This is a genomic window from Comamonas sp., assembly GCF_009360615.1.
Lineage (GTDB): Bacteria > Pseudomonadota > Gammaproteobacteria > Burkholderiales > Burkholderiaceae_C > Comamonas.
The window spans coordinates 36254-60899 of sequence record NZ_SPEY01000021.1 but is presented as its reverse complement, the minus strand read 5'-3'; the positions used below and the strand labels follow the sequence as shown (position 1 = coordinate 60899).

The window sequence follows — 24646 nt, the reverse complement described above, 5'->3', positions numbered from 1 at the left end:
ACAGCGAGCACCCCATCCTGCGCATCAGCCGCCATCACCACGGCAACATCAAGAGCTCCATCCTGACCCAGGAGTTCGTGCGCAGCCATGACTACGCGGCCCTGTCCGACGAAGCGCAGAACTTCGTCGGCCTGCTGGGCGAAGGCGCCAGGGTCACGCGCGGCGAAGGCGAGAAGGCCAAGACCGAAAAGGTCGGCGACTTCCGTCAGGCCATGGCCTGGCTGATCTCCGAAGCCGAGCGCACCACGGGCCGCCAGCGTTACAAGGGTCTGGGCGAAATGAACCCCGAGCAGCTCTGGGAAACCACCATGGACCCCAACGTCCGCAGCCTGCTGCAGGTCAAGATCGGCGATGCCATCGAGGCCGACCGCGTCTTCACCATGCTCATGGGCGACGAGGTCGAACCGCGCCGCAACTTCATCGAAGACAACGCTCTGCGGGCGGGGAATATCGACGTTTGATGGCCTCGGGCGACGTGGGTACCAGCATGGATCAGGATTCACAGGAGGCGCATGCACAGCCTCCCATGCCTTTTGTTGAAGACTATCTGCCTGCGCTGCTGGCGCAGGCCAGCAAGCTGATCTCGGCCGAGTTCCATGCCGTGGTCGAGGCCGAGGGCCTGTCGGTCACCGAGTGGCGTATTCTGGCCTCTCTGACGGGCACGCCCGGCATCAGCACCGGCCGCCTGGCGCAGATCTCGGTCAGCAAGCAGCCCACCGTCACGCGACTTCTTGACCGCATGGAAGCCAAGGGCTATGTGGCGCGCTTTGCGCACGACACCGACCGACGCCTCACGATGGTGCGCATCGCCCCGGCCGGCCAGACTATTGTGGCCGACCTGATCCGCAAGGCCAAGGAGCACGAACTGCGAGTGCTGCAGCCCTTCGGCCTCAAGCGAGCCGAAGCGCTCAAGGTCACGCTGCGGCGCATCATCGAGCTACACCTGCCTCCGGGCTGAGACGCGCCGCCCCACCGGTGCCGATACGAAAAAGAGCTGACCGCCACGCGACCTGGGGGCAGCCGCCCTCGCGTTTGCCTGATTGACACGGCTCTCCCTGCCGGGATACCTTGCTGCGCATCAGCGCCCGATCCCCGGGCAGGCAGCAGCAGCCAGCGCGACGCCGCTCGCCACGCACACATCGATCTCAGCCGACCTGTTGAGAACCCGTTTGAACGAGGCTTCCATGATTGGCGCACCGCAGATTCACCTGCCCGGCCTCGCAGGCATGCTCCGGCGCAGCTTCTTCCCACTCGACATCTCCACGCACCCCGACACCCCCTTCCGGGCCGACGTGCGGCTGGGCGAGTTCTCGCGTTGCAGGCTGGCCGACGTGCAGGCCAGCGCCCATACCGCCTCGATGAGCCGGCAAAGCTGCGGCCAACTGGAGCGGCGCTACGTCAAGATCGTGTGGCAGCAGCAGGGCCACGTACAACTGGTGCAGCAGGGCCTGCAGCTGGACCTGCAGCCCGGCGGCTGGACGGTCTACGAGGCCAGCCAGCCCTACGAGCTGAGCACTGCCGAGGACACCGTCTTCACGGCGCTGCTGTGCGAAAGCCATGGGCAGGACGAGTTGCTGCGCCTGGCGCAGCAGGCCGCCGGCCAGGCCATGCCCATCCAGGGCGGCGCAGCGGTGGCGCTGTCCACGCTGCGCGCCATGTGCGGCGAAAACGGCCTGTTGCCACGTCAAAGCAGCAGCCTCGCGGTCGATTTCGTGATCTCGCTGCTGTCTCGCGAGATGCTGCTGCGCGACAGCGGCGCGGCCACCAGGCGCCGCAGCGCGCAGGAGGCGCTGCTTCAGGAGGCCCAGGCCTACCTCAGGTGCCACCTGGGCGAGCACCACCTGTCCCCCGACTCCATCGCCAGCACCCTGTGCGTGTCGCGGCGCACGCTCTACCATGCCTTCGAACTGGCGGGCGAAACGCCCCAGGCCCTGATCCGGCGGCTGCGCCTGGAGCGCTGCCGCGACGCACTGACGCGGGCAGATACGGCGGGCAGCAGCATCACGCAGCTGGCGCTGGAGTTCGGCTTTGCCGACCCGGCCTACTTCAGCCGCGCGTTCCGCCAGCGCTTCGGCTGCACCCCGTCGCAGTACCGACGGCAGGCGCTCAGCGCCGCCGCCCCACATTGAACACGTGCCCGCAGTCCGCACGGATCGCGCTGCCACGATCTGCACCGATCTCCAACACGATTGACACGCTCGTCCAAGCGCACTCGCATGCGCAGTCCTAAGCTGGAAGCCAGCGTCGCCAGGGAACCTCCTGGCCGCCCTCCCACTGGACTCCCATGGACAGACTGCCCGCATTTCTGCATGTGATCGCCGGACGGAAACGGGATACCTCCGACGGCGCCGGTACCGTGATGGCGCAGATGGCGACCGTCACGGCGGCCGACATCACCGCTGTGCGCCAACATTTCGACCAGGGCGAATGGAGTGGCCTGCCCGGTGCCGCGCGCGCCCGGCTGCTGCACCGGCTGGCCGACAAGTTCGAGGGTCGGCAGGTCCCCACTGCCGGCTTCACGGGCTGCGTCCCGCTGAACGACACGGTGCGCCACGCGGGCGCGGACAAGGTCTGCTTCACCGGCAGCACCGCCGCAGGCAGGAGCATCGCCCGCGAGGCCGGACCGTTGTTCAAGCGCCTGACACTGGAGCAGGGCGGCAAGGCACTGCCGTTGATTTTTGCCGATGCCGACCTGGAGCCGGCCATGGTCGACACGGCCATGGGCGCCAGTGGCGAGGAGGTCTTCGGCCCGGCGGGCCCCCTCCCCCTTCGATACCGACGAGGAGCCGATCGCACTGGCCAACGATACCGTGTACCACCTTTCGCGCCGCGGTGGACGCGGGACAGGACGCGCGCCCACCTGCCCCGGGGCGGCCGCGAGGACAGCGGAACCGGCCACGACCAGCCACCGCGGCCCTGGATGACTGCCTCGTGGAAAAGACCGTCATGCTGGCCCTCTGACCCCCTCCACGCACCGCAACGACACACCAAGGAGCACCATGACATCCCTCCTCGCACCGTACCAACCCGCTGACGCATCGCGGCGCCAGTTTCTCACCCGGGCCGGCGTGGTCAGCGGCACCGTCATGGTGGGTGGCCTGCTTACCGGTGCGCGTATCAATGCGGCGCAGGATCTCGCGGGCAGCTTCGACTACATCATCGTCGGAGCCGGCTCGTCCGGCTGCGTGCTGGCCAACCGCCTGACCGAGGACCCGAAAGTGCGCGTGCTGCTGATCGAGGCCGGCGGCCCCGACAACTCGGAAAATATCTCCACTCCGGCGCGCGTGATCGAGCTGTGGAAGTCGCCCTACGACTGGGCGTACGACACGGCACCGCAGAAGCACGCCAAGAACCGCTCGCTGTTCTGGCCACGCGGCAAGACCCTGGGCGGCAGCAGCTCGCTCAATGGCATGATCTACGTGCGCGGCGACCGCTCGGTCTACGACGCCTGGGCCCGGGCCGGCAACACCGGCTGGGACTTCAGGAGCGTGCTGCCCTATTTCAAGAAGTCCGAGGACTACTCGCGCGGTGCCGATGCACTGCACGGCCAGGGCGGGCCCCTGCACGTCACCGCCGACTACCAGCCCCATGTGCTCACGCAGGCCATGATCGATGCGGCCGTGCAGGCCGGCCACCCGCTCAATAAGGACCATAACGGCGAGCAGATCCTAGGCGTGGGCCTGACCCACCTCAACACCAGGGGCGTCAACACCATCAGCCCCGCGCGCCAAAGCACGGCAACGGCCTTTCTGAGTCCGGCTCTGGAGCGCTCCAACCTGTCGGTCATCACCAACGCGCGGGTGCTGAAGGTGCTGACAAGGGGCAAACAGGCCACTGGCGTGCGCTACGAACAGGCGGGCCGGAACCGCGAGGTGAAGGCCCGCAAGGAGGTGATCCTCAGCAGCGGCACCCTCGAATCGCCCCGTATCCTGATGCTGTCCGGCATCGGCGACCGCACGCAGTTGTCCGAGTTCGGCATTCCGGTAGTGCACCACCTGCCTGGCGTGGGCAAGAACCTGCACGACCACAACATGGTGCCACTGATCTACGAGGGCAAGCAGCAGATTCCGCCGCCCAGCGACCCGTCGCTGACGCCGCTGCACGCGCAGATCTTCGCCAAGTCGCAGCCCCAGCGGCCCGGCGCCGACATGCAGCCGCTGCTGATCCACGTCGGCTACTACCCGCCGGGCCTGGACGGTCCGGCGAACGTCTTCACGCTGTGCGGCGGCGGCGTCATGCCCACCAGCCGGGGCGAACTGCGTCTGACCGGTGCCTCCGTGCAGGATCCGCTGCACATCGACCCGAACGTGCTGGCCACCGACTACGACATCGCGGTGCTGGTGGCCAACATCCGCATGCTGCGCAAGGTGGCGCAGCAGCCCGCGCTGGCCCGGTGGGCGGGCCGCGAGGTCTACCCCGGTGCCAGCACGACCAGTGACGCCGAACTGGCCGATTACTGCCGCAGCGCCGTGGTCTCTTACCACCACCAGGTGGGCACCTGCGCCATGGGCCGAGGGACGATGGCCGTGGTCGACCACCAGCTGAAAGTGCACGGCGTGCGTGGGCTGCGCGTGGTCGATGCGTCCATCATGCCCAGCGTGACTGCGGGCAACACCAATGCCCCGGCGATCATGATCGCCGAGAAGGCAGCCGACATGATCAAGGCCGGCTGAACCTTGCAAAGCTCCGTCACGGCCTGGCAGAGCGGTACCTCCACAAGGCTTCTACCTGCAGGAAGTGAACCTCGACCGCAGGAACGGCAGCACGCAGTCCCCATCCGGCAACGCAGTCATGGCCGGCTAAGCTGGGGGCTAAGCCCTGGGCGACGGCTGGGGCGTGGGCGGCCACACCATCGCGGACAACCGGGGTCGGGTCTTCGCCGTCGATCCGTCGATCCGTCGATCAGGTTCGACAACGGCAAGGGCCCTGAAGCGAACACCAAACTGCAGGCCGAAACCGGTGTTCGCGGCACCACCAAGGGCAGCGCGTTCTGCATCACGGCAATGCCTTCCCTTCTAGGCCGATGCATCAGCAAACACCATCGTTTTTCGCTCTATCCATTCCCATATTCTGGATAGTTTTCTATCCATAAACCTTTTCAGGAAAGCACCAGAAGCCACGATTTTTGCAATACAGCGGCTGGCAGCCGTCAATCCGCGCGGATGCCGAGCGCCTTGACAATGGGGCCGAACAGCGCGATCTCGTCACGCACCAGGGCACGCACCTCGGCCGGCGACAGGGCCAACGGCTCGCCGCCCACCTCGGCGAAGCGCGCGCGGACGGCCGGCTGCACCAGCAACCGGTTCAGCGCTTGGTTCATGCGCGCCACGTTCACCGCAGGCATCGCGGCGGGCGCATAGACCGCAAACGGCGTGTCCACGTAGACTTTGCCAAATCCGGCCTCCTCAATCGTGGACACATCGGCAGCATAGGATGGCCGACGCCGACTTGCCACAGCCAGCAGCTTGAGCTTGCCGGCCTTTACGCTCGGAAATACCGTGCCCGGCACCAGGGCATAGTCGACCTGGCCTGCCATCACGCCTTGAATCGCAGGCGCGGCCCCACGATAGGGAATGTGCGCCGCAGCGATGCCTGCCGCCTGCTTGAACAGCTCACCGCCCACATGCGGCGCGGTGCCGTTGCCGGCCGATCCGTAGCTGAGCTTGCCGGGGTTGGCCTTTGCATAGGCCACGAATTCGGCCAGCGTGTCCGTCGCCAGCGTCGGACGCGTCACCAGAAACAATTGGGTATTGGCCAGTAGCGCCACATGTTGCAGGTCCAAAGCCGGCTGGACCGGCATGCGCTCGAACATCAACGGATTGACCGATTCCAGCGTGGTCACGTTGACCAGGAAAGTGCGACCATCGCTGCCGTTGCGCACCACCTCCAGCGCTGCGACATTGCCGCTGGCACCGCTGCGGTTGTCGATGATCACAGGCTGCCCCAGTGCTTCGCTCAGTGGAGGAGCCAGCAGGCGCATCAGCACATCGGCCAGGCCTCCGGCAGGGAAAGCCACAACAACGCGTACGGGCTTGTCGGGCCAGGCTGCCCGGGACAGCGCCGGAGTGCCGACCATGGTCATGGCCCCCGCCACGGCCAGCAGGTCTCGGCGGCCTGGATAGTGAAAGCGAGAGGCCATCCATATGCTCCTGAAAATGATCCTAAAGCGCCAGGCTGCCGACGCTGGTGCCGCCGCAGACGTAGAGCACCTGGCCGGTCACGAAACCGTTGGCCGCATCGACAAAGAAGCCGACGGCGCGCGCAACGTCCGCCGACTCCCCCAACCGGCGCACGGGCACCGACGCGGCGAGCTGGCGCTCCTTGTCGCTGCCCTGCTCCACCACGTCGTAGAACATGTCGGTGCGGATAGGCCCCGGCGCGACCACGTTGACGGTGATGCCTTCGGGCGCCAGTTCCAGCGCCCAGGTGCGCGCCATGCCCAGCATGCCGGCCTTGGTGGCCGAGTAGCTGGTGCGCGTGGCCAGGCCCAGCGCGGCGCGCGACGACAGCAGCACCACGCGCCCGAACCGGCGCGCCCGCATGGCCGGCAACGCGGCCTGCAGCATCTGCACGGCGCAGCCCAGGTGCAGGTCGACCAGCGCATCCAGGTCGGTGAGCTTCACGTCGGGCAGCAGCGCAGCGCGGATCACGCCGGCGTTGTGCACGATGGTCGTGACCTCGTGCTGCCGCGCCATGGCCTGCACGGCCTCGGCCGTGGCGCTGCGGTCGGCCAGGTCCACCTCGATGCTGTGCAGGCGGGGGTGGGCTATCTCGGTGCGCCGCCGCGCCAGCGAGACGACTTCGTAGCCCTGCTCCAGCAGCTGTTCGCAGATCACCTTGCCAATGCCGGCGCTGCCACCCGTCACCGCAGCGACCTTGTGGGCCGCCACGCTCCCTGCTGCGCGAGGTTCGCTGCCCCGAGCCGGGGAAGGGGTCCCGGCTTCGCCGGACCATGGGGCGCTCGTGTTCGGATTCATGCCTTGCCCTCCACCAGTGCCAGCACGCGCAGCGGGCTGCCGCTGCCGTTCTCGATCTTTAGCGGCGCCGCCACCACCAGCGCGCCGGTGGGCGGCAACTGGTCGAGGTTGGTGAGGCACTGCAGGCCGTACTTGCCGGCGCTGTGCATCAGCGAATGGCAGGGGTACGGCGGGCGCAGGTGGTAGCCCTGGCCGGCATCGGTGCCTATGGATTCGGTGCCGAAGCCCAGCACGCCACGCTCCTCGACCAGCAAGCGCACAGCCGCAGTATCCGGCCCCGGCGTGTGCTGACCGCTGGCGTCGAAGTTCTGGAAGGCCTCGGCGTCGCGCGCCCGCGACCAGCGCCGCGCCCAGTCGGTGCGCATCAGTACCCAGTGGCCGGCCGGGATGCGGCCGTGCTCGGCCTCGAAGCGCTCGATGTCGGCCACGCCCATCAGGTAGTCGGGGTCGGCCGCCGCCTGGGCGCTGCAGTCGATCACGCAGGCCGGCGCGATGAAGTGCTGCGGTGGGATGCTGTCTACCGCGTTGTTGGGCAGGTCGCGCCCTGAGATCCAGTGGATGGGCGCGTCGAAGTGCGTGCCCGTGTGCTCGCCGCAGGAGAAGTTGTTCCAGTACCAGGCCGGCCCGCGCTCGTCATAGGCCGATATCTGCTCGATGCGGAAGGGCTGGCACTGGCCCATCTCGGGCGGCAGCGCGATGGCGGGGAAATCGGGGCTCAGCGTCTGCGTCAGGTCGACGATGCGGATGCGGCCGGTGGCGAGGGCGAGCGCCATGCCGCCGAGCAGTTCGAGGGGGGTCTGCATGTCAATATCCTCCGGCGGCGATTTCGCGCTCCAGTACCTTGGGGTTGTGGCGCCAGCGCTCCAGCCATTCCTGGGCAACGTCGCCGGGGTAGATGTCCTCCACGCCATCCTTCAGCGCCTTCACGATGGCCGAGGCCAGCGCAGCCGGCGCCAGCTTCGGGGGCGGCAGGTTCTGGTTCCATTCGTCGTCGATGGGACCGGGGAAGACGTTGACCACGCGGATGCCTGCAGGCCGCATCTCGGCGCGCAGGCACTGCGCCAGCGACAGCGCTGCGGCTTTGGAGGCCGAGAAGGTGCCGTGCGGCGGGAAGTTGGCCAGTGCATAGATGGACAACAGGTTGACCCAGGCTGTGGCATGCGTGGCGCCATCAGCCGAGCGGCCCTTGAGCGCAGGCCCGAAGCACTGCGCCAGTCGCAGCAGGCCGAGGTAGTTGACCTCCATCTCGGCCTTGGCCACGTCGGTGCCACGCCGCGCCGCGATGCCGAAGCCACGGTGCAGCTCGGCCGTGTTGACCACGATGTCCACCTTGCCGCCGATCTGGCCGGCCAGGGTGCTGACCGAGCGCTCGTCGGTCACGTCCAGCGGCACCAGCGCGACCTGCGGAAGTGCCGCCAGCTCGGCCAGGCCGGGAAGGCCGTGAGCCTGCTTCCAGGGCTCGGCATGGCCCACCCAGACAAGGTCGGCACCGGCCTTGACCAGGGCGCGGACCACGGCCTGGCCGGTGGCGGACTTGCCGTCCGTCACCAGCACCTTGCGGTAGCGGGGGTCGCTGCCCATTTCGCGCAGCATGGGGTCGTCAGCCATGTTCTCCGTTCCTTTCTCGGGGTATCCGATCAGCACCGCCTGGCCGGCGCGGTCGAGCCGCGCGCCGACACGCACGCGCTGGGGCGCTTCGCCCACCTCGCCATGCAGGTGCACCATGACGCTGGGGCCTGCATCGAGTTGCACCATGCCCAGGCGCCAGGGCAGTCGCTCACGGAAGTACAGGTCGTTGCTGTGCGCCAGCGTGGTCGAGGCCAGCAGTGCGCCGGTGCCGTCCTGCGACTGCCATGGCAGCTCAGGCGACAGGCAGCGGTGGCAGGCCTCGCGAGGGGGGTATTGCACGGCCCCGCAGCCGGCGCAGACCTGGAGTACGAACCGGCCCTCGGCGGCTGCGGCCGTAAGGCCCAGCGCCACGCGGCCGCGCGCCGCAGGCGGGAGGTTGATCTGTGGGGTGCGCAGCACCGGGTTCTTGCGCGGGGGCTTCATGAAGGGCATGGTCATGGTGCCTCCGCCGGGACGCGACAGGCCAGGCGCCTCTCCCCCTTGGAGGGCAGTGAGCACATGCGGTGCCGAACGTGGGGTTGTTTCATTCGCTTGTCTCCAGGATCACCGCCCCGGTGCACAGGCAGCGGTCGTAGGTCACCATGCCGAAGCCGCCCACCAGGCCGGTGCGCGCTCCCGGCACGCTGCGCCCTCCGGCCTGGCCGGTGAGCTGGCGCAGGGCCTCCGTCATTCCGAGGAAGCCGCCAGCCGCGCCCGCCTGACCGCAGGAGAGCTGGCCACCACTGGTGTTGTGCGGAAAGTCGCCGGCATGGGTCAGGTCATGCGCGCGCACGAAGGCCGGGCCCTCGCCCTTGTCGCAGAAGCCCAGGTCCTCAATCTGCATCATCGCGATCACCGGGTAGTCGTCGTAGGTCTGCAGCAGGTCGATGTCCTGCGGCGAACAGCCGGCCTGGGCATACAGGTCGGCGCAGTCCACGCGCCAGCCGCCACGCAGCATCACCGGGTCGTCGGCATAGGCGTTGTGGCGCTCGATCGCGCCGCGCAGCAGCACGTGGGGCAAGCCCAGGTCGCGCGCGCGCTCGGGCGTCATCACGAGGAAAGCCTCGGCTCCGGCGCAGGGCATGACGCAGTCGAACAGATGTATGGGCTCGGAGATCGGCCGTGCCGCCATGTATTCGTCAAGGGTCAGCGGCTTCTTGAACAACGCGTTGGGGTTGTGCAGCGCATTGGCGCGCTGGGCCACGGCGATGTGGCCGAAATCCTCGCGCTGGGCGCCGTAGGTGCGCATATAGCTGGCCGTGATGAAGGCAAACATGGAGTTCGGCCCGCCCGCTCCGTAGGGGTAGCTGGCATCACGCGCGAAGTCGCTGAATGCGCCCAGCGTCTGGCGGAACGAGTCCACATGATTGGTGTCGGCCGCCACGCAGGCCACCACCTCGGCGTCGCCGCACTGCACGGCGCGGGCTGCACGGCGCAGCGCCATCACGCCCGAGGCGCCGCCGGTGGGAATGTGATCCAGCCAGCGCGGCGACAGGCCCAGGTGCTGTGTCACGCCCACGGCCGTATCGGGTGTCAGCGAAAAGCTGCTGACCGTCAGCCCGTCGATCTGATCCTTGGCAAGCCGGCTGCCGGCGAGCAGGCCACGCAGGGCCTGGCCCAGGAACCAGTGCGCGCCATGGATGGAGTAGCGCTCGTAGGGCACGGTGACGGGCACGGCCAGCGCCACGCCCTCATAGCCCCTGCGTCGGATGTATGCGGTCATGTTCAGTCCAGCCTGATGCCGGCCGCACGGATGATGCGGCCGAATTTCTGAGCGTCGCCCTGAATGGCCTGCGCGAACTGCTCGGGCGTGCCGGCCACCACCGTCATGCCCATGCCGGACAGCAGCTCGCGGGTCTGCGGCATCTGCAGGATGCCGGCCAGCTCGAGGTGCAGCTTGGCAATGACGGGCTGGGGCGTTCCGGCCGGGACCACGAAGCCGATCCAGGTCAGCAGATCCACGCCGGGTACGCCGGACTCGGCCAGGGTTGGCACCCCGGGCAGCAGCGGATTGCGGTCGGCACTGGTCACCGCGAGCGCCCGCACCTTGCCGCTCTTGATGTAGGGCATCGCCGGGCCCAGCGCATCGAAGATCAGCGGCACCTGGCCACCCACCGTGTCGGTCATGGCCGGCGCACCGCCCTTGTAGGGCACGGCCAGCAGGTCCGCGCCGGTGGCGCTCCTGAAGACCTCGCCCGCCACCTGCGCCGGCATGGCGCCATGCGCATAGGCCAGCTTCCCGGGTTGGGCGCGCGCCAACGTCAGCAGTTCTCCCACGCTGCGCGCGCTGAACGAGGGGTGCACTGCCAGCACCATGGGCATGGTGATGGCCTGCGTCACCGGCGTGAAGCTCCGGGCCGGGTCGTAAGGCAGCTTGCGGTAAAGGCTCTGGTTCATGGCCAGCGTGGAGTCGATGGCCACGAACAAGGTGTAGCCGTCGGGCGCGGCCTTGGCCGCCGCCTCGGCGGCAATGAGGGTATTGCCGCCGGGTTTGTTGTCCACCACGACAGGCAGCTTCCAGCGCTCGCCGAGGCGCGCCGCCACGGTGCGGGCCACCAGGTCGCTGCCGCCGCCCGGGGGGAAGGGGACGATGATGCGGATGGGCTTGCCGGGATAGACGTCCTGCGCCAATGCGCCGAAGACGAGGCAGGCACCGGACAGCAGCAGGGCGAGAGATCGTTTCAGGAACCGAAAGGCTTGCATGAGCGTTTCTCCCGACGGTCAGCGCTTGAGCGGGATACCGGCCGCCTCGCGGTCCCAGGTCTGCGCGGTGATGCCGCGCTCGCGCAGCTTGAACTTCTGCACCTTGCCGTTCTCGGTCGCAGGCAGCGCGGCCATGAACTCCAGGTAGCGCGGCACGGCGAAATACGCCATGCGCGGCTCGCAGAAGCGCACCAGCTCCACCGGGTCCAGCGCCACGCCCTCGCGCGGCACGATGGCGGCCATGACCTCGTCCTCGGCCAGCTCGCTCTTGACCGGGAACACCGCCGCCACGGCCACGGCAGGGTGGCTCAGCAGCACCTGCTCGACCTCGTACGAAGAGATGTTCTCGCCGCGCCGGCGGATCGCGTCCTTGAGCCGGTCGAGGAAGGTGAAGAAGCCGTCGACGTCGCGCACCACGCGGTCACCGGTGTGGAACCACAGGTTGCGCCAGGCTTCCACGGTCTTGTCTGCCATGCCGAAATAGCCGGTGGCGAAGGCGAAAGGCTCGTCGGCGCGCAATAGCAGCTCGCCGGGCGTGCCGGGCGGCACCTCCTCGTCGTGCTCGTCGGCCACGCGCGCGGTGAAGCCGGGCGCGACGCGGCCCATGCTGCCGGGGCGCTGCTCGGCGTCGAGGCCGATGACGAAGTTGGTCTCGGTGGAGCCGTAGCCGTCGAGCAGGCGCATGCCGAAGCGCTCGCTGAACTGCGCATGGAAGCGCGGCGGCACGCCGGGTGCCAGCGCGATGCGCACGCGGTGCGCGCGGTCGTGCGGCGTCGCTTCCTTGGACAGCAGGATCGGCACCATCGCGCCCAGCACATAGGTGGCCGTGGCCTGGTGCCGCACCAGCGCGGCCCAGAAGCCCGAGGCAGAGAAGCGCTTCTCGACCACCAGCATGGAGCCGGTCAGAAGGGCCTGGAAAAAGGCATTCATCGCGTTGGTGTGGAACAGCGGCAGCGTGGTCAGCAGCACCTCGCCATCGCCCAGCTCCAGCAGGGCTGCGGTGTGCCGGCCCCACCAGTAGAACTGCGCATGCGGGCAGCACACGCCCTTCGAGAGGCCCGTCGTGCCCGAGGTGTAGAGGATGGCCAGCGTGTCACCAGGCTGCACTGGTGCGGCATCCACCAGCGCATCACCCGGTGCCGGAAAAGCCTCGGTGCCGGGTTCCTGCGGCGCGTCTATGCGCCATACGCGCTCAAGCGGCAGACCATCGCGGTCTTCCAGCCCGCGCAGTGCCGCCAGGCCCTCGGCCTCACCCACAAAAAGCCGCGCGCCCGAGTTGACCAGGATGTGGCGAAGCGAAGTGCCGCGCGCGGCAGTGTTGATGGGCACGGTGACCGCACCGATCCACGCGCATCCCAGGAAGGTCTGCAGGAACTCTGCGCGGTTGCCGCACATCAGCGCCACGCGGTCGCCGGCGCGCAGGCCGGCGGCCTGCAGCACCGCGCCCATGGCCTGGGCGATGCGCAGCGCATCGGCGTAGCGCCAGCGGGTGTCCCCGGCGACGAGCAGCGTGCGCTCGGGAAAGCGGCGGCACTGTTGCTCCAGTATCGCTGGCAATGTGCGGCCGGCAGGTGCGAAGGATTCAATGGCAGTGGACATCGCAAGGGGCCTCACATGAAGAGTTGCATGTTGCCGAAAGCGGCATCGCAGTTCACCAGGTCCACGCGCTTGAGGCGCATGCGCAGCGCGCCGTCGCCCTGGCCATCGCCCTGCCACACCAGTTCGTGGCTGGCCCAGCCGGCATACAGCGTCTGCTCGTCCTGCCGCGTCTCGATGTAGTGGAACGCCGTGCGGCAGGTGTAGACGCCGGCCGCATCGTCGCGCGCCATCACGCGCGGCGTCTGCAGCAGGTGGTGGCAGCGGCTCGCGGGCTGCTGCGAGAAGGTGCGGGCGCCGCGCAGCCGTTCGATGCGCACCTGCAGCAGCAGCCGGTCCTCGTACAGCAGTGACGCCTGCAGACGCGGGTCGGTCTGACCATGGGCCAGCGGCATCCAGTAGTGGCCGTCCTCGGTGAACAGGGCCATCCAGTCGCCCCAGCGCTGCTCGTCGAGCAAGGCGGCCTCGTCGAGCACAAAATCGACCAGTTGCTGGTCCGTGACGATGGTGGTGGAGGGTGATTGTGTCATCGCAGACTCCTCAGTAGCGCAGCATGCGCGTGCTGTCCAGGTCGGCATCGACCTCGGCATGGGTCAGTCGCTCGGGCTTGCATCCGAAGTCGCGCAACAGCGCCAGCTGGTCGCCGTAGTGCCGGCCCGGGCGCCCGTCCGGACCGACAAAGCCGCTCTGGCCCGGCGCGGCGACCGAGCACATCTGCACGGCGCCGGGGCGCAACACGACTCGGTAGTTCAGCGTGCCGAGGTTCAGGTACAGGGGCAGTTCCGGCTGCTCGTCAGCGCCCGCCCAGGGCACTCCGATGGCGTTGCTGCTGGCGAAGCGGTGCCGAACCACGGGTGTGGTCCAGCGGGTCATGTCGGGCCCGAGGCGCTCGGTGAGCCCCTCCACTGCATCGTCGAGCGCTGCCCGTATCAGGGCCTGCGGCTCCTTGCCGTTGAGGAAGTCGAAGCGCTGCGGCACGCCAGCGGCCGGGCCGCGCAACGCATTCCAGATCAGCTTCGCGGCCGAAGCGGGCTGCACGCTGCCGGGCGACCCACGCGATGTCAGGCTGGGGTAGCCGAGGCTGGTGTAGCCGGCGAGCACTGCAGGCGGCAGGTCGTCCGCCAGCAGCCGCTGCACCATGGCGTCCAGCCACGCCCGCAGCACCGTGGTGGCGTTGTTGTCATAGATCTCGCCGGCGGCTCGGTTGCGGAAGTCCCAGCGCATCAGCAGCTCGGCCGCGCGGCGCCCTGGCGCATCGGCCGGCAGGCTGGCTGCGGCCTTCACGATCAGCGGTACGAAATAGCGCGCATTGAGGTCGGCCAGCGCGCCGTTCTGGGCCACCCGCCAAACCTCATCGACCGACAGCGGGCCCGCGTCATGCAACTGGGCATGGAGTTCGGCCACACGGTCCACCTGGGAGAAGTTGGCACCATCGGCGCGCAGACCCTCGGCGATCTGGTTGTTCCAGCTCGCCAGGTAGCCCTGCCCGGGGTTGTAGCTGCGCGGGTTCGCGCTGAACGGCAGCAGGCCCTCCCACTCCATGCTGCCATCGCCGCGGGCCGGGAAACGGATATCCTGCACTGTGGGTCGCTTCGGCAGGCTGCCCAGGCCGACAGCGCCGATGTTGCCCGCCACGTCGGCATAGAACCAGGTGATGGAGGCGCTGACGCGGGCGCCCTGCGCCAGGAACTGCTGCCAGTCGCGGGCCCGCGCCGCCTGCGCCCAGCCCAGAAGTGTCTCGACTTCGCGCCCGTGCCAGCTGCTGCGCAGCGTATAGGCGCGGCCATTGGCCAGATCCCAGCTCTGCACGAAGCCATGCACCGTGGCATAGATGTCGATACGGCGCGGCGCCTCACCCTTGACGCGGACCTCTTCGGTGCGCAGCACCATGGGGCGGTAGCCGCCCTGGTGGCGGTACTGGTAGCGGTTGGCGGGGTTCAGCGCCTCCTGGTAGAGGTCGTTGGTATCGAGCGATCCCACCGTGGAGCCCCAGGCGATGCGGCCATTGGTGCCGAAGAACACCGCCGGCAGTCCGACCGGCGTGGCACCCGTCACGTTGTAGCCGGCGCCGTGCAGGCCGATGCCATGCACGAAGGACGGGTTGTTGAAGCCCTGCTGCGGTCCGTTGTAAAGCACCGCCACGCCCTCTCGGGTGCGCTGCGGCGCCAGCACCATGGCGTTGCTGGCGGTCGGCATCTGCCGCTCCGCCTCCAGGCCGAGACGGATGGCCTGTGCCGCCTGGAAGTCGGACGCAGCCTGGGCCGATACCGGTGCCAGCCGACCGGCACCGGGCTCCCGCCGGGCCGCCGGCGCACGCCCCGCAGGGCGACGCGGCACGATGGTCGGCGCGGTGGGATCTTCCAGCCAGCGCATCTGCTCGTAGAGCGCCTGACCGGTGGCTTCGCCGCGCGCGGCCTGCAGCTGCTGCAGCAGGGTCAGGTTGCCGAGCTCGGCCGTACCGGCGAAGAAGCGGTTCAGGATGAGGCCGATCCAGACCAGGGCAACGTCGTCGGCCGTCCATTCCACCGGCAGGAATCCGTTGTCGATGAACTGCTTGGGCAGCAGCTTGGCCCGGTCGGCGAGCACGTCGCGGATGCGGGCGTTGACGCCGGCCGCGTAACCTTCGAACAGGGCGCGGTCGTCCGAGCCGAGTGCGTCGATCTGGCGCCGGATGCTGGCCGGGTCGATGTTCGAGCGCGTGCTGGTGTCGGTGGCCACATAGTTCGGCCCCAGCACCTCGGCCACACTGCCGTTGCCGGAACGCTTGGCCATCTCGAGCTGGTAGAGGCGGTCTTCCGCAACCGCATAGCCAAAGCCATGGAAAAGGCCATATGTGTCCTTGGCATAGACGTGCGGCACGCCATGGCTGTCGCGCTTGATCAGGACCGTGCGATCGGATGCGGTCTGCACGGAACCACCGCAGCCGGCCAGCACGGCCGCGCACAGCCCGATGCCCGCAGTGCCCCCCAACCGCAGCAGCGCCAGGCGGTTGTGCTGCCCGCTCATGCTGCCGCTCCATCGGTCATACCCTCAGTCATGAAGCGCGCCCAGGCACGCATCTGGCTGCGCATCTGCCATTCGTTGGTGCCGTTGGTGACGGTTCCTTCGGGAACAGCCTCCTGCTCCTTCTCGGCGGGATCGAACAGCCGGGCCACGTTCACCCACTGCAAGCCGCGCGCGGCCAGTCCCTGCTGTGCGCGCTCGTACATCTCCAGGTCGTCGTGGCCGACCACCGAGGTGGGCGCATTGACCAGGCGGTTGTACATCAGCGTGCGCTCCAGCAAAAGGTCCGGCGCGCCGACGAGGCGGAAGGTCCAGCTCTCGACCAGTGTGCGGTCGACGGCCAGCGGGCGGAAGATGCGCAGCGTCTGGATCGGGCCCTTGACCATGATGTTGGGGAAATACACGGTGTTGTGGCGCACATCGCCGAGGATGGCCTTCGCGCGCTCCTCGCCGTAGGTGGCCACCATGCTCTCCCAGTAGCCAGGCGCAGGCGAATAGGCCGCGTGAATGGAGTCGCTGACGCCGGTGTGGCCGTGGCCGTTGGGCCAGACACGGATGCCCATGTTCTCGAAAAACTCGTAGGGGTTCACAAAGGGTGCGAACAGCTCCACCGCCATCGGCTTGGGCGTGCCCTCGGGCGCGTTCTCCCAGACCTTGACCGCCGTGCCGGCCGAGGACTCGTGCGCGACCATGGGGTGGCAGGTATCGGTCTGGTTGTCGACCAGCATCTTCCAGTTGCAGCGGTGCAGGTAACGCATCACGCCACCTGCCACTTCGAGCCGGCCCTCGGGCGAGCGCTCGACCATATTGTCCAGCGTCGAGAGCGAGGGGCCGAAGAATTCCTCGAAGCCCATGCCCTCGGGGTTCAGCCGGCAGAAGACGAAATCGCGATAAACCTGCACCGCGCCCACGGTGGCCAGACCCTTGCTGGCCTCGCAGTCCTCCAGGCCGGTATTCTCGTAACCCTTCTTCAGCGGGATGGACAGCAGCTTGCCGTCGGTGCGGTAGGTCCAGGCATGGTAGGGGCATCGGAAGAACTTGCCGGTGCTGCCGCAGCCGTCGGGCGTGACCTTGACCCCTTTGTGCGCGCAGCGGTTGTACAGCACCTTGATGCTCTGGTCGGTGTGGCGCACCATCACCACCGGCTGGTCGCCCACGGTGGTGGCGAAGTAGTCCCCCGGCTGGGGCACCTGGCTGGCGTGGCCGACATAGATCCAGGTGTTGGCAAACAGTTGCTCCATCTCCAGCGCAAAGATCTCGGGATGGATGTAGCAGTCCTTGTGCACCTCGGTGTCGCGCACCAGGGCGCGGATGGCGGCGGGGTTATCGCGATACTCAGACATGGTGGACATGGCGCCCTCCTTCAGTCCAGCTTGATGTTGGCTTCGCGCACCACGCGGCCCCAGCGCTCGCGCTCCTGCGCCGAGAACCGGGCCAGCGCCTGCGACGTGCCTGGCAGCGGCTCGATGCCCAGGGTCTGCATGCGGGCGCGGATATCGGTGGAGTTCAGCGCATCCACCAGGTGCTTGTTCAGCACCTTCACCGTCGCGGCGCTGACGCCGGCCGGTGCCACCAGCGCCTGCCAGGCCGAGGCCTCGAAGCCGGGCAGGCCCTGCTCGGTCAACGTGGGAATATCGGGCATGCTGGACAGGCGCTGGGCGCTGGCCACGCCGATGGCACGCACCTTGCCCGAGGTAATGAAGGCACCGCCGCTGGAGGTATCGACGAACATGAAGGGCAACTGGCCGCCGACCACGTCGGCAATGGCTGGCGCCGCGCCGCGGTAGGGAACGTGCGTCAGCGTCAAGCCTGTCTGCTGGCGGAACAGCTCGGTCGCCAGGTGGTGCGGGCTGCCGGTGCCGGGGCTGCCGTAGCTCATGCCCGCTGAGTCGCTGCGCACCCAGGCCATGAAGTCCTTGAGATTCCTGGGCTTGGCATTCGGCTGCACGACCAGCACCAGCGGAAAACGGGCGATGGTGCCCACCGAAGCAAAGTCCTTTTCCGCGCTGTAGGTCAGCTTGCTGTAGAGGAAGGGGTTGGCCGCAAGCACGGCCGAGTCCGCGGTGAACACCATGTGCTCTGCGTCGCGCGCCTTGGCCACATAGTCGCCCGCGATGTTGGAGCCGGCGCCAGGTTTGTTGATGACGATGATGCTCTGGCCCATGGAGCGGCTCATGGCCTCGGCCAGCATGCGCGCCACGGTGTCGGAGCCGCCGCCCGGGGCGTAGCCGACGACCCATTCGATGGGCTTGCCATCGGCCAGGGCCAGCGAGGTGGCTGCGGCCAGGGGCAGCAGGGAGAGCACTTGGCGGCGGGACAGCGTGGTGGGATGCATCGCAGGACTCCTGGAAGCGGGTTGGTGGGGAGGAAGAGAGGCAAAGGGCGCGGTTTCAGAGATCGAGCACCAGCCGCGCACTGCGTGCCCGCGAGACGCAGATCTGCATCACCGTGCCGCCGGCGCGCTCGGCGGCGCTGAGCACGGCATCGCGGTGGTCGATCTCGCCCTCGATCACCTGTGCAGCGCAGACGCCGCATTCGCCGCGCTTGCAGTCGAACAGCGGATCGCAGCCGTGCTCGATCAGGCAGTCGAGGATGGACTGGCCGGCCGGCACGGTGAGCTGTCGGCCGCTCTGCGCCAGCACCAGCTCGATGGACTGGTCGCCGGCAGCCGCCACCGGCGCGGTGAAGAGTTCGAAATGCACCCGCTCGCGTGGCCAGCCGCGTGCATCGCTGGCGGCCAGCACCGCATCGAGCATCACGCGCGGGCCGCAGACATAGAGCTGGTCCTCGCCGGAGCAGCCGTCCAGCAGCGCCGCAACGTCCGGCGGCGCGCCATGGTCTTCGTCGGCGTGCAAGGCCAGCGAATCGCCCAACAGAGCCTGCAGCTCGGGCACAAAGGCCATCTGCCCGTGGCTGCGGCCGGCATAGAGCATGCGCACCGGCAGGCCGGCAGCGCGACGCGCGGCCGCCATGCTGGCCAGCGGCGTGAAGCCGATGCCACCGGCCACCAGCACCGCGCAACCCGGGTGCGTGCCCAGCGGAAAATCGTTCTTCGGCGGCTCGATGACGATACGCTGGCCGACCTGGAGAGCGTGCATCCAGCGCGAGCCGCCGCGGCCCCTGTCCTCGTTGCGCACCGCGATGGTGTACTGTGGCTGCGGCAGGCCGGTGTCGGTGCCGGCATCCGTGTTCACCAACGAGTAGTGGCGCCAGTCCTGCACCTCCCCCTGAGCCTTGCCCGGCAGCCCCACCTGCACTCGCACATGGGCTCCGGCGCTGAAGCCCGGCAGCGCGCGGCCGTCCACCGCGCGCAGCGTGAAACGGCGGATCAGCGGATTCAGCAGGTCAACTGCGGCGACTTCGACAGCAATCGTTTCCATGGTAGGTCTCCTTCAGGCCAGGGCATGGCGCATGAGCGCCGCCTGCAACGCCTTGCCGTGTTCATCGGCCAAGGCGGCCTCGCGCAATTCGCGCAGCGTGGCCGGTGCCAGGCGTTGGCCCGCAGCCCGCACCGCCTCCATCAACCGCAGGTAGTTCGACAGGCCGCGCGCATGCGTGTCGCTGTAGCCCTTGACGAGGCGCTGGCACTGCGCCACCTCCACCGCCAGGGCCGGGTTGTGCCGTGCAGCCGCTTCGATGTGCGCCAGCCACTGCTCGATGTGTGCGTTCTCCATCTGGTAGCGCAGCGTGCTGCGCCGAATGCCGCGCAGCCGCGACAGTCCCCACAGCAGCAGATAGCCGCGCAGCGAGCTGGTGGTGACCACGCGACCTTCACGCGTGAAGCGTGCCAGCAGGCGGTGCACGGCGTGCGGGCGCTGCAGCCAGCGGCCCAGGCCTGCCGGCAGGGTCTCGCAGATCTCCTCGATGCGTGGATGCATGTATTCCTTGATCGCCAGCTGCTGGCCCTGCCGCAACCCCACTTCGGACTGCACGCGCGCAAAGCGGCTGGCGCGCGTCTTGAGGTCGGCCACGCGAATGGTGTCCTCGTAGCTCATCCACAGCGCGAGATGCCGCGCCGTCTCGCGCAGTAGCAGGCCGGAGCCTTCGGCCAGCGCCTGCATCCGCTCCAGGCGGTCGAGGTAGAGCGTGGCATAGCCGGGATCCTGGTAGTCGATCATGCGGCGCACGCCTTCGATCACCACGGGCCGCGCGTCGACCGCAAAACCCTGCTCCACGCGCTGCAGCAGCGCTGCTATCCGGGGATCTCCGGGCAGAGCGGCAACGGTGGCCGGTGAGGCGCTGATCACCGGCTCGTCGTCCTCCTGCCGGGTCCGGTCACAGGCGCCGCCGAAAGCCTTGAGACTGGCCTTGACGCCCACGCCGCCGCGCTCGATCGTGGTCTCGAACTGCGCGCGGCTGAACGGCAGTACGCCGGTGCCCGCCAGCGCGCCAAACAGCACGGCGCTGACCACGCTGCCACTGGCCTGCGCGGCCTCGGCCATGTCGAAGCGCACGAAGCGCTTGGCGGCGCGCTCGGCATGGGACAGCAGACTGGCGTCGTCCACGCGGCCGTCGCCCATGGCCGTCTTTTCGGCGATGGCATAGACGCGGTGCGTGGAAGAGATCAGCGTGGTGCGGTCCGCCGTGACCAGGCCACGCTGCACGGCCCTGCCGGCCTCCATCAGCTCGGAGGCCAGCACCACGTCCACATCTCCGGGCAACGGCATCAGCGCCAGCACCGGCTGTGCTCCATCGCGGCGCGCCTGCTCGGCCGGGTACAGTTCGACGTAGTAGATGGTGGCACCGGTGCGCTGCGCCACCCCGGGCACCGACGTGGTCTGGGCGATGTAGTCGTTGTGCTCCGCGAGGTCGACGATCCAGTCGGCCAGCACGCCGCCGCCCTCGCCGCCCATGGCGAGGATCGCAATCTTGATGGGTTGGGTTTTCATGGCAGTGTCAGCTCAAAAGGCATGGCGGTCGAGGCGGCGCTGGTCGCGCCCCTGCAGCCAGCCGATCACGGCGCCGCGCAGGCGCTGGCGCAGGCGGTCCCAGCGCGTGGGGTTGCTCACGATCTGTGCGCGGTAGAACGAGGGACAGAGCACGGCGGCATGCGAGACCTCGCCGCACAGGCCACAGCCCACGCAGCTGTCGATGACGGTCGCCACCGGATCGGTGCGCAACGGATCGGGATTGGGCTTGATGGACAGCGACGGGCACCCAGAGAGCCTGATGCACGAGTGGTCGCCCGTGCAGGTGTCGGAATCGACGCCAAATCGCTCGCGCACCACGCGCTCGCCGCGCGCCACGGCGGCGTGCTGCTGCGGCTTGATGCGACGCTGCTTGTTGAGCATGCACTCGCTCTGTGCCACCAGCACCTTGGGGCCCTGTTCCTGGGTGGTCAGCGCCTCGCGCAGCGTACCGACCATGGACTTCAGGTCGTAGGTGTGGCGCACAGTCTTGACCCAGTTCACGCCTACGCCGCGCACCGCCCTTTCGATCGCATGGTTGGTGCTGCGCGTGGGATTGCGCGCCGCCGACGAGAGGATGTCCTGCCCGCCCGTGGCCGAGGTGTAGCTGTTGTCGACGACGATGGTCAGGTTGTCGCTCTTGTTGAACACCGCGTTGGCGATGCCGCTGGTCAGGCCGTTGTGCCAGAACCCCCCATCCCCCATGACCGAGATCACGCGCTTGCCGCCTTCCTGCTGCTGCGGGGGATTGAAGGCCGCCGCCCCTGCAGCACCCAGCCCGTATCCCATCGTGGTGTTGCCCAGGTTGAAGGGCGGCAGGATGGAGAAAAGGTGGCAGCCGATGTCGGCGCTGACGTGGTGCTCGCCCAGCTCGCGCTCGACCAGCTTCATCGCGGTGAAGATGGGCCGCTCGGGGCAGCCGGTGCAAAAGCCCGGCGGGCGCGCCTGCACGCTGGCCTCCAGGGAGCGCTCCGGTTCGGCCCGTGCGGGTGTCAGCGGGATGATCTTGCGCGGCGCGGGCTGCGACTGCAGCTTGCCATGCATCTCCAGGAAAGCGCGCAGGCCCTTGAGCACGGCAGCCGTGGTGTATTCCCCCGCCACCGGCAGCACGTCCTTGCCGTGCAGCGAGGTGGCCGAGCCGGCCTGGCGCAGGATGGTCGCCACGTTCTGCTCGACAAAGTTCGGCTGGCCTTCTTCCACCAGCAGCACGGCGCGCTTGCCTTCGCTGAAGCGCAGCAGCTCGTTGTCCACCAGCGGGTAGGCCACGTTCATCACATACAGCGGGATCTGCGTGTTGCCGTAGGCATCGGCCAGATCGAGCTGCTGCAGCGCCCGGATCAGGGTGTTGTAGCTGCCGCCCTGACAGGCAATGCCCAGGTCTCCCGCCCCCTCGGCAAAGAACTCGTTGAGCCCGCGCTCCTCGATGAAGCGCACGGCGGCCGGCCAGCGCTGCCTGACCTTCTCCTGCTCGTGCAGAAAGCTGGCCGGCGGCAGCACGATGCGGCCCACGTCGCGCTGCGGCTGGGCCATGGCCTGCTCCAGGGTGTAGGAAGGACGGCGGTTGTCGCTGGCGGTGAACTGGCCATGCACGTGGCAGGCGCGGATGCGCAGCTGCAGCATCACCGGGGTGTTGCTGGCCTCGGACAGCTCGAAACCGTCCTTCACCGCCTTCACGATGCTCGGCAGGTTGGGGCGCGGATCGAGCATCCATATCTGCGACTTCATCGCAAAGGCATGGCTGCGTTCCTGCATGATGGACGAGCCCTCGCCGTAGTCCTCGCCAACGATGACCAGCGCCCCGCCCTTGACGCCGCCCGAGGCCAGGTTGGCCAGCGCGTCGGAGGCCACATTCGTGCCCACCGTGGCCTTGAAGGTCACCGCGCCGCGCAGCGGATAGTTGACCGATGCGGCCAGCGTGGCGGCGGCCGTGGCCTCGCTGGCGCTGTTCTCGAAGCGGATGCCATGCTCGATCAGGATGTCCTGGGCGTCGGCCAGCACATCCATCAAATGCGAGATGGGAGCGCCCTGGTAGCCCGCGACGTAGTTCACGCCCGACTCCAGCAGAGCCTTTGTCACTGCCAGGATGCCCTCACCGTGGAATACCTCGCCGGCACCCAGACGGAGCTTCTTGACCTCCTCGACAAACGAACGTTCTGCCATCGCAAGATCCTTCACAGGGCCCGCGCGGGAACGGGCATTGATGATTTTGGATGAATATGGCACGCATTACTTTAAAAATAAATATATCCAAAATCATAGTTTTCCCTAGCCTCAAAGGAAATGACAGATACCGTGTCTCGGATCAAAAGCAGTGCGGGAATGTCTGACGCACGCACTGGCACATGCCTGTGCGCCACGGGGGAAAGTAGCTCTGGATATCCCGGGACGGTCCCGGATCTGGCGTACGCCTGCCACTACGGCCGACGCTGAGAGCGCCGAGCCACGGGCCTGGTAGCGGCGGCCGGCCACGAGGGCACCGCTTCAGGCTGATTTGCGTTGAATTTCGAGCCATTGCCGCAGCACGCCCGATGTTCACATCGTTGGGAATTGTCTGCTCTGGGTCGAGCTGCTGGAGCGGAGCACCGCTGGCCCCCGGAATCCGATCCGCCTTGCCTTCAGCATTGCATCAAGTTGCACACATGCACGCCACCCGCCGGGGTTCAATGTCTGGCCGCACAGTATTTGCCAATCCGTCCAGGCCATCCATGATGGTGTTGCGCAGATCCGGTGAACTGTTGAGCGGCTCCTCGCGGACCGCCTGATCCGCATCCGATCTTCCGGCCACCGGCCCTTGCGCACACGACCGGCCTACCGATATGGGTCGCCTTCGGTCAACTCGACCTCGAGCAGCCCATGCACTTTCTGGATGATTTCTGCCGAACCGGATTCTCCGTTGACGGCACCCGCCCACTCTCCATGGGTTGGCCCCTGGAGCAGCCGGCCTGGCGCGGACCCATGATTTTCTGGCTTTTCTGGCCTGCTTTTTTGAGCGAGTGATCCGGCTGTCGCTTGCCGCGAAGAGAGCCTGGGGCCCTCTCCGATTGGAGCGCAGACAGGACTGCCACAACCCTCGTCACCGGAGCTATGGCAATTCACCGGTACGCAGGCATGCGTACTACGTATCCCGTCACGTCAGTCCATTGAGACACTGTCAGCCCAGCCTCTGCACCGAAGCCCTGGCCTTCACGCGCTCGAAGTGGGCCGCCACGCGCGGGAATTCGGCAATGTCCACGCCGTCGCCCTTGAGCCAGCCCGCCACGGTGTAGAGATAGCCGTCGGCCACGGTGAACTGCTCGCCCATCACCCAGGTCTTGTCACCCAGATAGTGCTGTTCGATCACGGCAAAGCATTCGCGCATGTTCTGCGGCACCTTGGCGCGCATGGCGGCCTGGGCGGCCTCGTCGTCGGCCCAGCGCGAGGCGCGCGGACGGTGGGCGTGGGCGATGTGCGCGGTCGATGCCAGATAGGCATTGAACTCCTGCATCTGCGCCAGCGCGAAGGGATCATTGAGCGGCGCCAGTCTTGCCTGCGGATGGGTCTGCGCCACGTACAGCAGCAGCGCGGGAGTCTCGGTCAGCACACCGTGTTCCGTGGCCAGCGCGGGCACTCTGCCCTTGGGATTGATGCTCAGGTATTCGGGGCTGCGCTGCTCGTTGTCGGCAAAGCTCAGCGTCTTGAGCGTGAACTGGGCATCGGCCTCATAAAGCGCAATCAGTACGGCCTGCGCGCAGGTGCCAGCTGCGTAGTAAAGCGTGGTTTGGCTTGCCAAAATCGTTCTCCCGTGGATGGTGATATGCCCGTGCAGTGTAGGCTGCTGCGCAGCCCGCTCAATCCCATGAACCGGGTCTGCTC

Annotated in this window: 19 protein-coding genes and 1 pseudogene; 5 read left to right on the top strand and 15 right to left on the bottom strand. The window is 67.9% G+C overall.

The annotated features are described in order from the left end of the window. From gyrB to E2583_RS07215, 5 genes and pseudogenes are all read left to right on the top strand, one after another. A pseudogene (gene gyrB / locus E2583_RS07235) lies at positions 1-461 on the top strand (DNA gyrase subunit B); the annotation flags it as partial. Beyond that, entirely contained in the window at positions 461-958 is a 498-nt protein-coding gene (locus E2583_RS07230) for a MarR family transcriptional regulator (RefSeq protein WP_291594435.1), read from the top strand. The pseudogene gyrB and the gene E2583_RS07230, both read left to right, overlap by 1 nt. A 211-nt stretch (positions 959-1169) precedes the next feature. After that, complete coding sequence (locus E2583_RS07225) at positions 1170-2129, top strand: helix-turn-helix domain-containing protein (RefSeq protein WP_291594433.1); 960 nt, start codon at positions 1170-1172, stop codon at positions 2127-2129. 155 nt (positions 2130-2284) lie between these two features. Next, positions 2285-3034 (top strand): aldehyde dehydrogenase family protein, encoded by a 750-nt coding sequence (locus E2583_RS07220; RefSeq protein ID WP_291594430.1) that lies wholly within the window; start codon positions 2285-2287, stop codon positions 3032-3034. Next, positions 3000-4673: a GMC family oxidoreductase gene (locus E2583_RS07215; RefSeq protein WP_291594428.1), complete on the top strand. Its 1674-nt coding sequence runs from the start codon at positions 3000-3002 to the stop codon at positions 4671-4673. The genes E2583_RS07220 and E2583_RS07215 overlap by 35 nt, the downstream gene beginning before the upstream one ends. A 476-nt stretch (positions 4674-5149) precedes the next feature. On the opposite strand, the gene E2583_RS07210 is transcribed toward E2583_RS07215, so the two are convergent. The 15 genes from E2583_RS07210 to E2583_RS07140 form a co-directional block, all read right to left on the bottom strand. Then, complete coding sequence (locus E2583_RS07210) at positions 5150-6139, bottom strand: tripartite tricarboxylate transporter substrate binding protein (protein WP_291594426.1); 990 nt, start codon at positions 6137-6139, stop codon at positions 5150-5152. 22 nt (positions 6140-6161) lie between these two features. Then, the gene (locus E2583_RS07205; protein ID WP_291594441.1) at positions 6162-6890 is read right to left on the bottom strand and encodes an SDR family oxidoreductase; all 729 of its coding nucleotides are present in this window, start codon (positions 6888-6890) and stop codon (positions 6162-6164) included. A gap of 83 nt (positions 6891-6973) precedes the next feature. Then, positions 6974-7780 carry a cyclase family protein gene (locus tag E2583_RS07200; protein ID WP_291594424.1) on the bottom strand — a complete coding sequence of 269 codons (807 nt, stop codon included), beginning with the start codon at positions 7778-7780 and terminating at the stop codon, positions 6974-6976. 1 nt (position 7781) lies between these two features. After that, positions 7782-9044, bottom strand: coding sequence for an SDR family NAD(P)-dependent oxidoreductase (locus tag E2583_RS07195; RefSeq protein WP_291594423.1), 1263 nt, complete (start codon positions 9042-9044; stop codon positions 7782-7784). Between the two features lie 85 nt (positions 9045-9129). Beyond that, a complete protein-coding gene (locus tag E2583_RS07190; protein WP_291594422.1) occupies positions 9130-10308 on the bottom strand; it encodes a thiolase family protein in 1179 nt (392 codons plus the stop codon). Between the two features lie 2 nt (positions 10309-10310). After that, positions 10311-11288, bottom strand: a complete 978-nt coding sequence (locus E2583_RS07185; RefSeq protein ID WP_291594421.1) for a tripartite tricarboxylate transporter substrate binding protein — start codon at positions 11286-11288, stop codon at positions 10311-10313. Between the two features lie 18 nt (positions 11289-11306). Further along, positions 11307-12887: an ATP-dependent acyl-CoA ligase gene (locus tag E2583_RS07180; RefSeq protein WP_291594420.1), complete on the bottom strand. Its 1581-nt coding sequence runs from the start codon at positions 12885-12887 to the stop codon at positions 11307-11309. An 11-nt stretch (positions 12888-12898) separates the two neighbouring features. Continuing rightward, the gene (locus tag E2583_RS07175) at positions 12899-13414 is read right to left on the bottom strand and encodes an aromatic-ring-hydroxylating dioxygenase subunit beta (protein WP_291594418.1); all 516 of its coding nucleotides are present in this window, start codon (positions 13412-13414) and stop codon (positions 12899-12901) included. Between the two features lie 10 nt (positions 13415-13424). Further along, positions 13425-15890 (bottom strand): penicillin acylase family protein, encoded by a 2466-nt coding sequence (locus tag E2583_RS07170; RefSeq protein ID WP_291594416.1) that lies wholly within the window; start codon positions 15888-15890, stop codon positions 13425-13427. Further along, a complete protein-coding gene (locus E2583_RS07165) occupies positions 15887-17230 on the bottom strand; it encodes an aromatic ring-hydroxylating dioxygenase subunit alpha (protein ID WP_291594439.1) in 1344 nt (447 codons plus the stop codon). The genes E2583_RS07170 and E2583_RS07165 overlap by 4 nt, the downstream gene beginning before the upstream one ends. A 20-nt stretch (positions 17231-17250) precedes the next feature. Then, positions 17251-18222 (bottom strand): tripartite tricarboxylate transporter substrate binding protein, encoded by a 972-nt coding sequence (locus tag E2583_RS07160; protein ID WP_291594415.1) that lies wholly within the window; start codon positions 18220-18222, stop codon positions 17251-17253. A 55-nt stretch (positions 18223-18277) separates the two neighbouring features. Beyond that, positions 18278-19267 carry a PDR/VanB family oxidoreductase gene (locus E2583_RS07155; RefSeq protein ID WP_291594414.1) on the bottom strand — a complete coding sequence of 330 codons (990 nt, stop codon included), beginning with the start codon at positions 19265-19267 and terminating at the stop codon, positions 18278-18280. 12 nt (positions 19268-19279) lie between these two features. Further along, positions 19280-20776, bottom strand: coding sequence for an indolepyruvate oxidoreductase subunit beta family protein (locus E2583_RS07150; protein WP_291594412.1), 1497 nt, complete (start codon positions 20774-20776; stop codon positions 19280-19282). Between the two features lie 12 nt (positions 20777-20788). Further along, entirely contained in the window at positions 20789-22954 is a 2166-nt protein-coding gene (locus E2583_RS07145) for an indolepyruvate ferredoxin oxidoreductase subunit alpha (protein WP_291594409.1), read from the bottom strand. A 991-nt stretch (positions 22955-23945) separates the two neighbouring features. Next, entirely contained in the window at positions 23946-24563 is a 618-nt protein-coding gene (locus E2583_RS07140) for a glutathione S-transferase family protein (protein WP_291594407.1), read from the bottom strand. Positions 24564-24646: the final 83 nt, after the last annotated feature.

Bases quoted from the DNA above. Each gene is read 5' to 3' on its own strand.
- E2583_RS07185 (WP_291594421.1), bottom strand. From the start codon at position 11,288: ATGCAAGCCTTTCGGTTCCTGAAACGATCTCTCGCCCTGCTGCTGTCC.
- E2583_RS07200 (WP_291594424.1), bottom strand. From the start codon at position 7,780: ATGCAGACCCCCCTCGAACTGCTCGGCGGCATGGCGCTCGCCCTCGCC.
- E2583_RS07220 (WP_291594430.1), top strand. From the start codon at position 2,285: ATGGACAGACTGCCCGCATTTCTGCATGTGATCGCCGGACGGAAACGG.
- E2583_RS07165 (WP_291594439.1), bottom strand. From the start codon at position 17,230: ATGTCTGAGTATCGCGATAACCCCGCCGCCATCCGCGCCCTGGTGCGC.
- E2583_RS07160 (WP_291594415.1), bottom strand. From the start codon at position 18,222: ATGCATCCCACCACGCTGTCCCGCCGCCAAGTGCTCTCCCTGCTGCCC.
- E2583_RS07230 (WP_291594435.1), top strand. From the start codon at position 461: ATGGCCTCGGGCGACGTGGGTACCAGCATGGATCAGGATTCACAGGAG.
- E2583_RS07215 (WP_291594428.1), top strand. From the start codon at position 3,000: ATGACATCCCTCCTCGCACCGTACCAACCCGCTGACGCATCGCGGCGC.
- E2583_RS07150 (WP_291594412.1), bottom strand. From the start codon at position 20,776: ATGAAAACCCAACCCATCAAGATTGCGATCCTCGCCATGGGCGGCGAG.
- E2583_RS07210 (WP_291594426.1), bottom strand. From the start codon at position 6,139: ATGGCCTCTCGCTTTCACTATCCAGGCCGCCGAGACCTGCTGGCCGTG.
- E2583_RS07180 (WP_291594420.1), bottom strand. From the start codon at position 12,887: ATGTCCACTGCCATTGAATCCTTCGCACCTGCCGGCCGCACATTGCCA.
- E2583_RS07175 (WP_291594418.1), bottom strand. From the start codon at position 13,414: ATGACACAATCACCCTCCACCACCATCGTCACGGACCAGCAACTGGTC.
- E2583_RS07195 (WP_291594423.1), bottom strand. From the start codon at position 9,044: ATGACCATGCCCTTCATGAAGCCCCCGCGCAAGAACCCGGTGCTGCGC.
- E2583_RS07170 (WP_291594416.1), bottom strand. From the start codon at position 15,890: ATGAGCGGGCAGCACAACCGCCTGGCGCTGCTGCGGTTGGGGGGCACT.
- E2583_RS07190 (WP_291594422.1), bottom strand. From the start codon at position 10,308: ATGACCGCATACATCCGACGCAGGGGCTATGAGGGCGTGGCGCTGGCC.
- E2583_RS07155 (WP_291594414.1), bottom strand. From the start codon at position 19,267: ATGGAAACGATTGCTGTCGAAGTCGCCGCAGTTGACCTGCTGAATCCG.
- E2583_RS07145 (WP_291594409.1), bottom strand. From the start codon at position 22,954: ATGGCAGAACGTTCGTTTGTCGAGGAGGTCAAGAAGCTCCGTCTGGGT.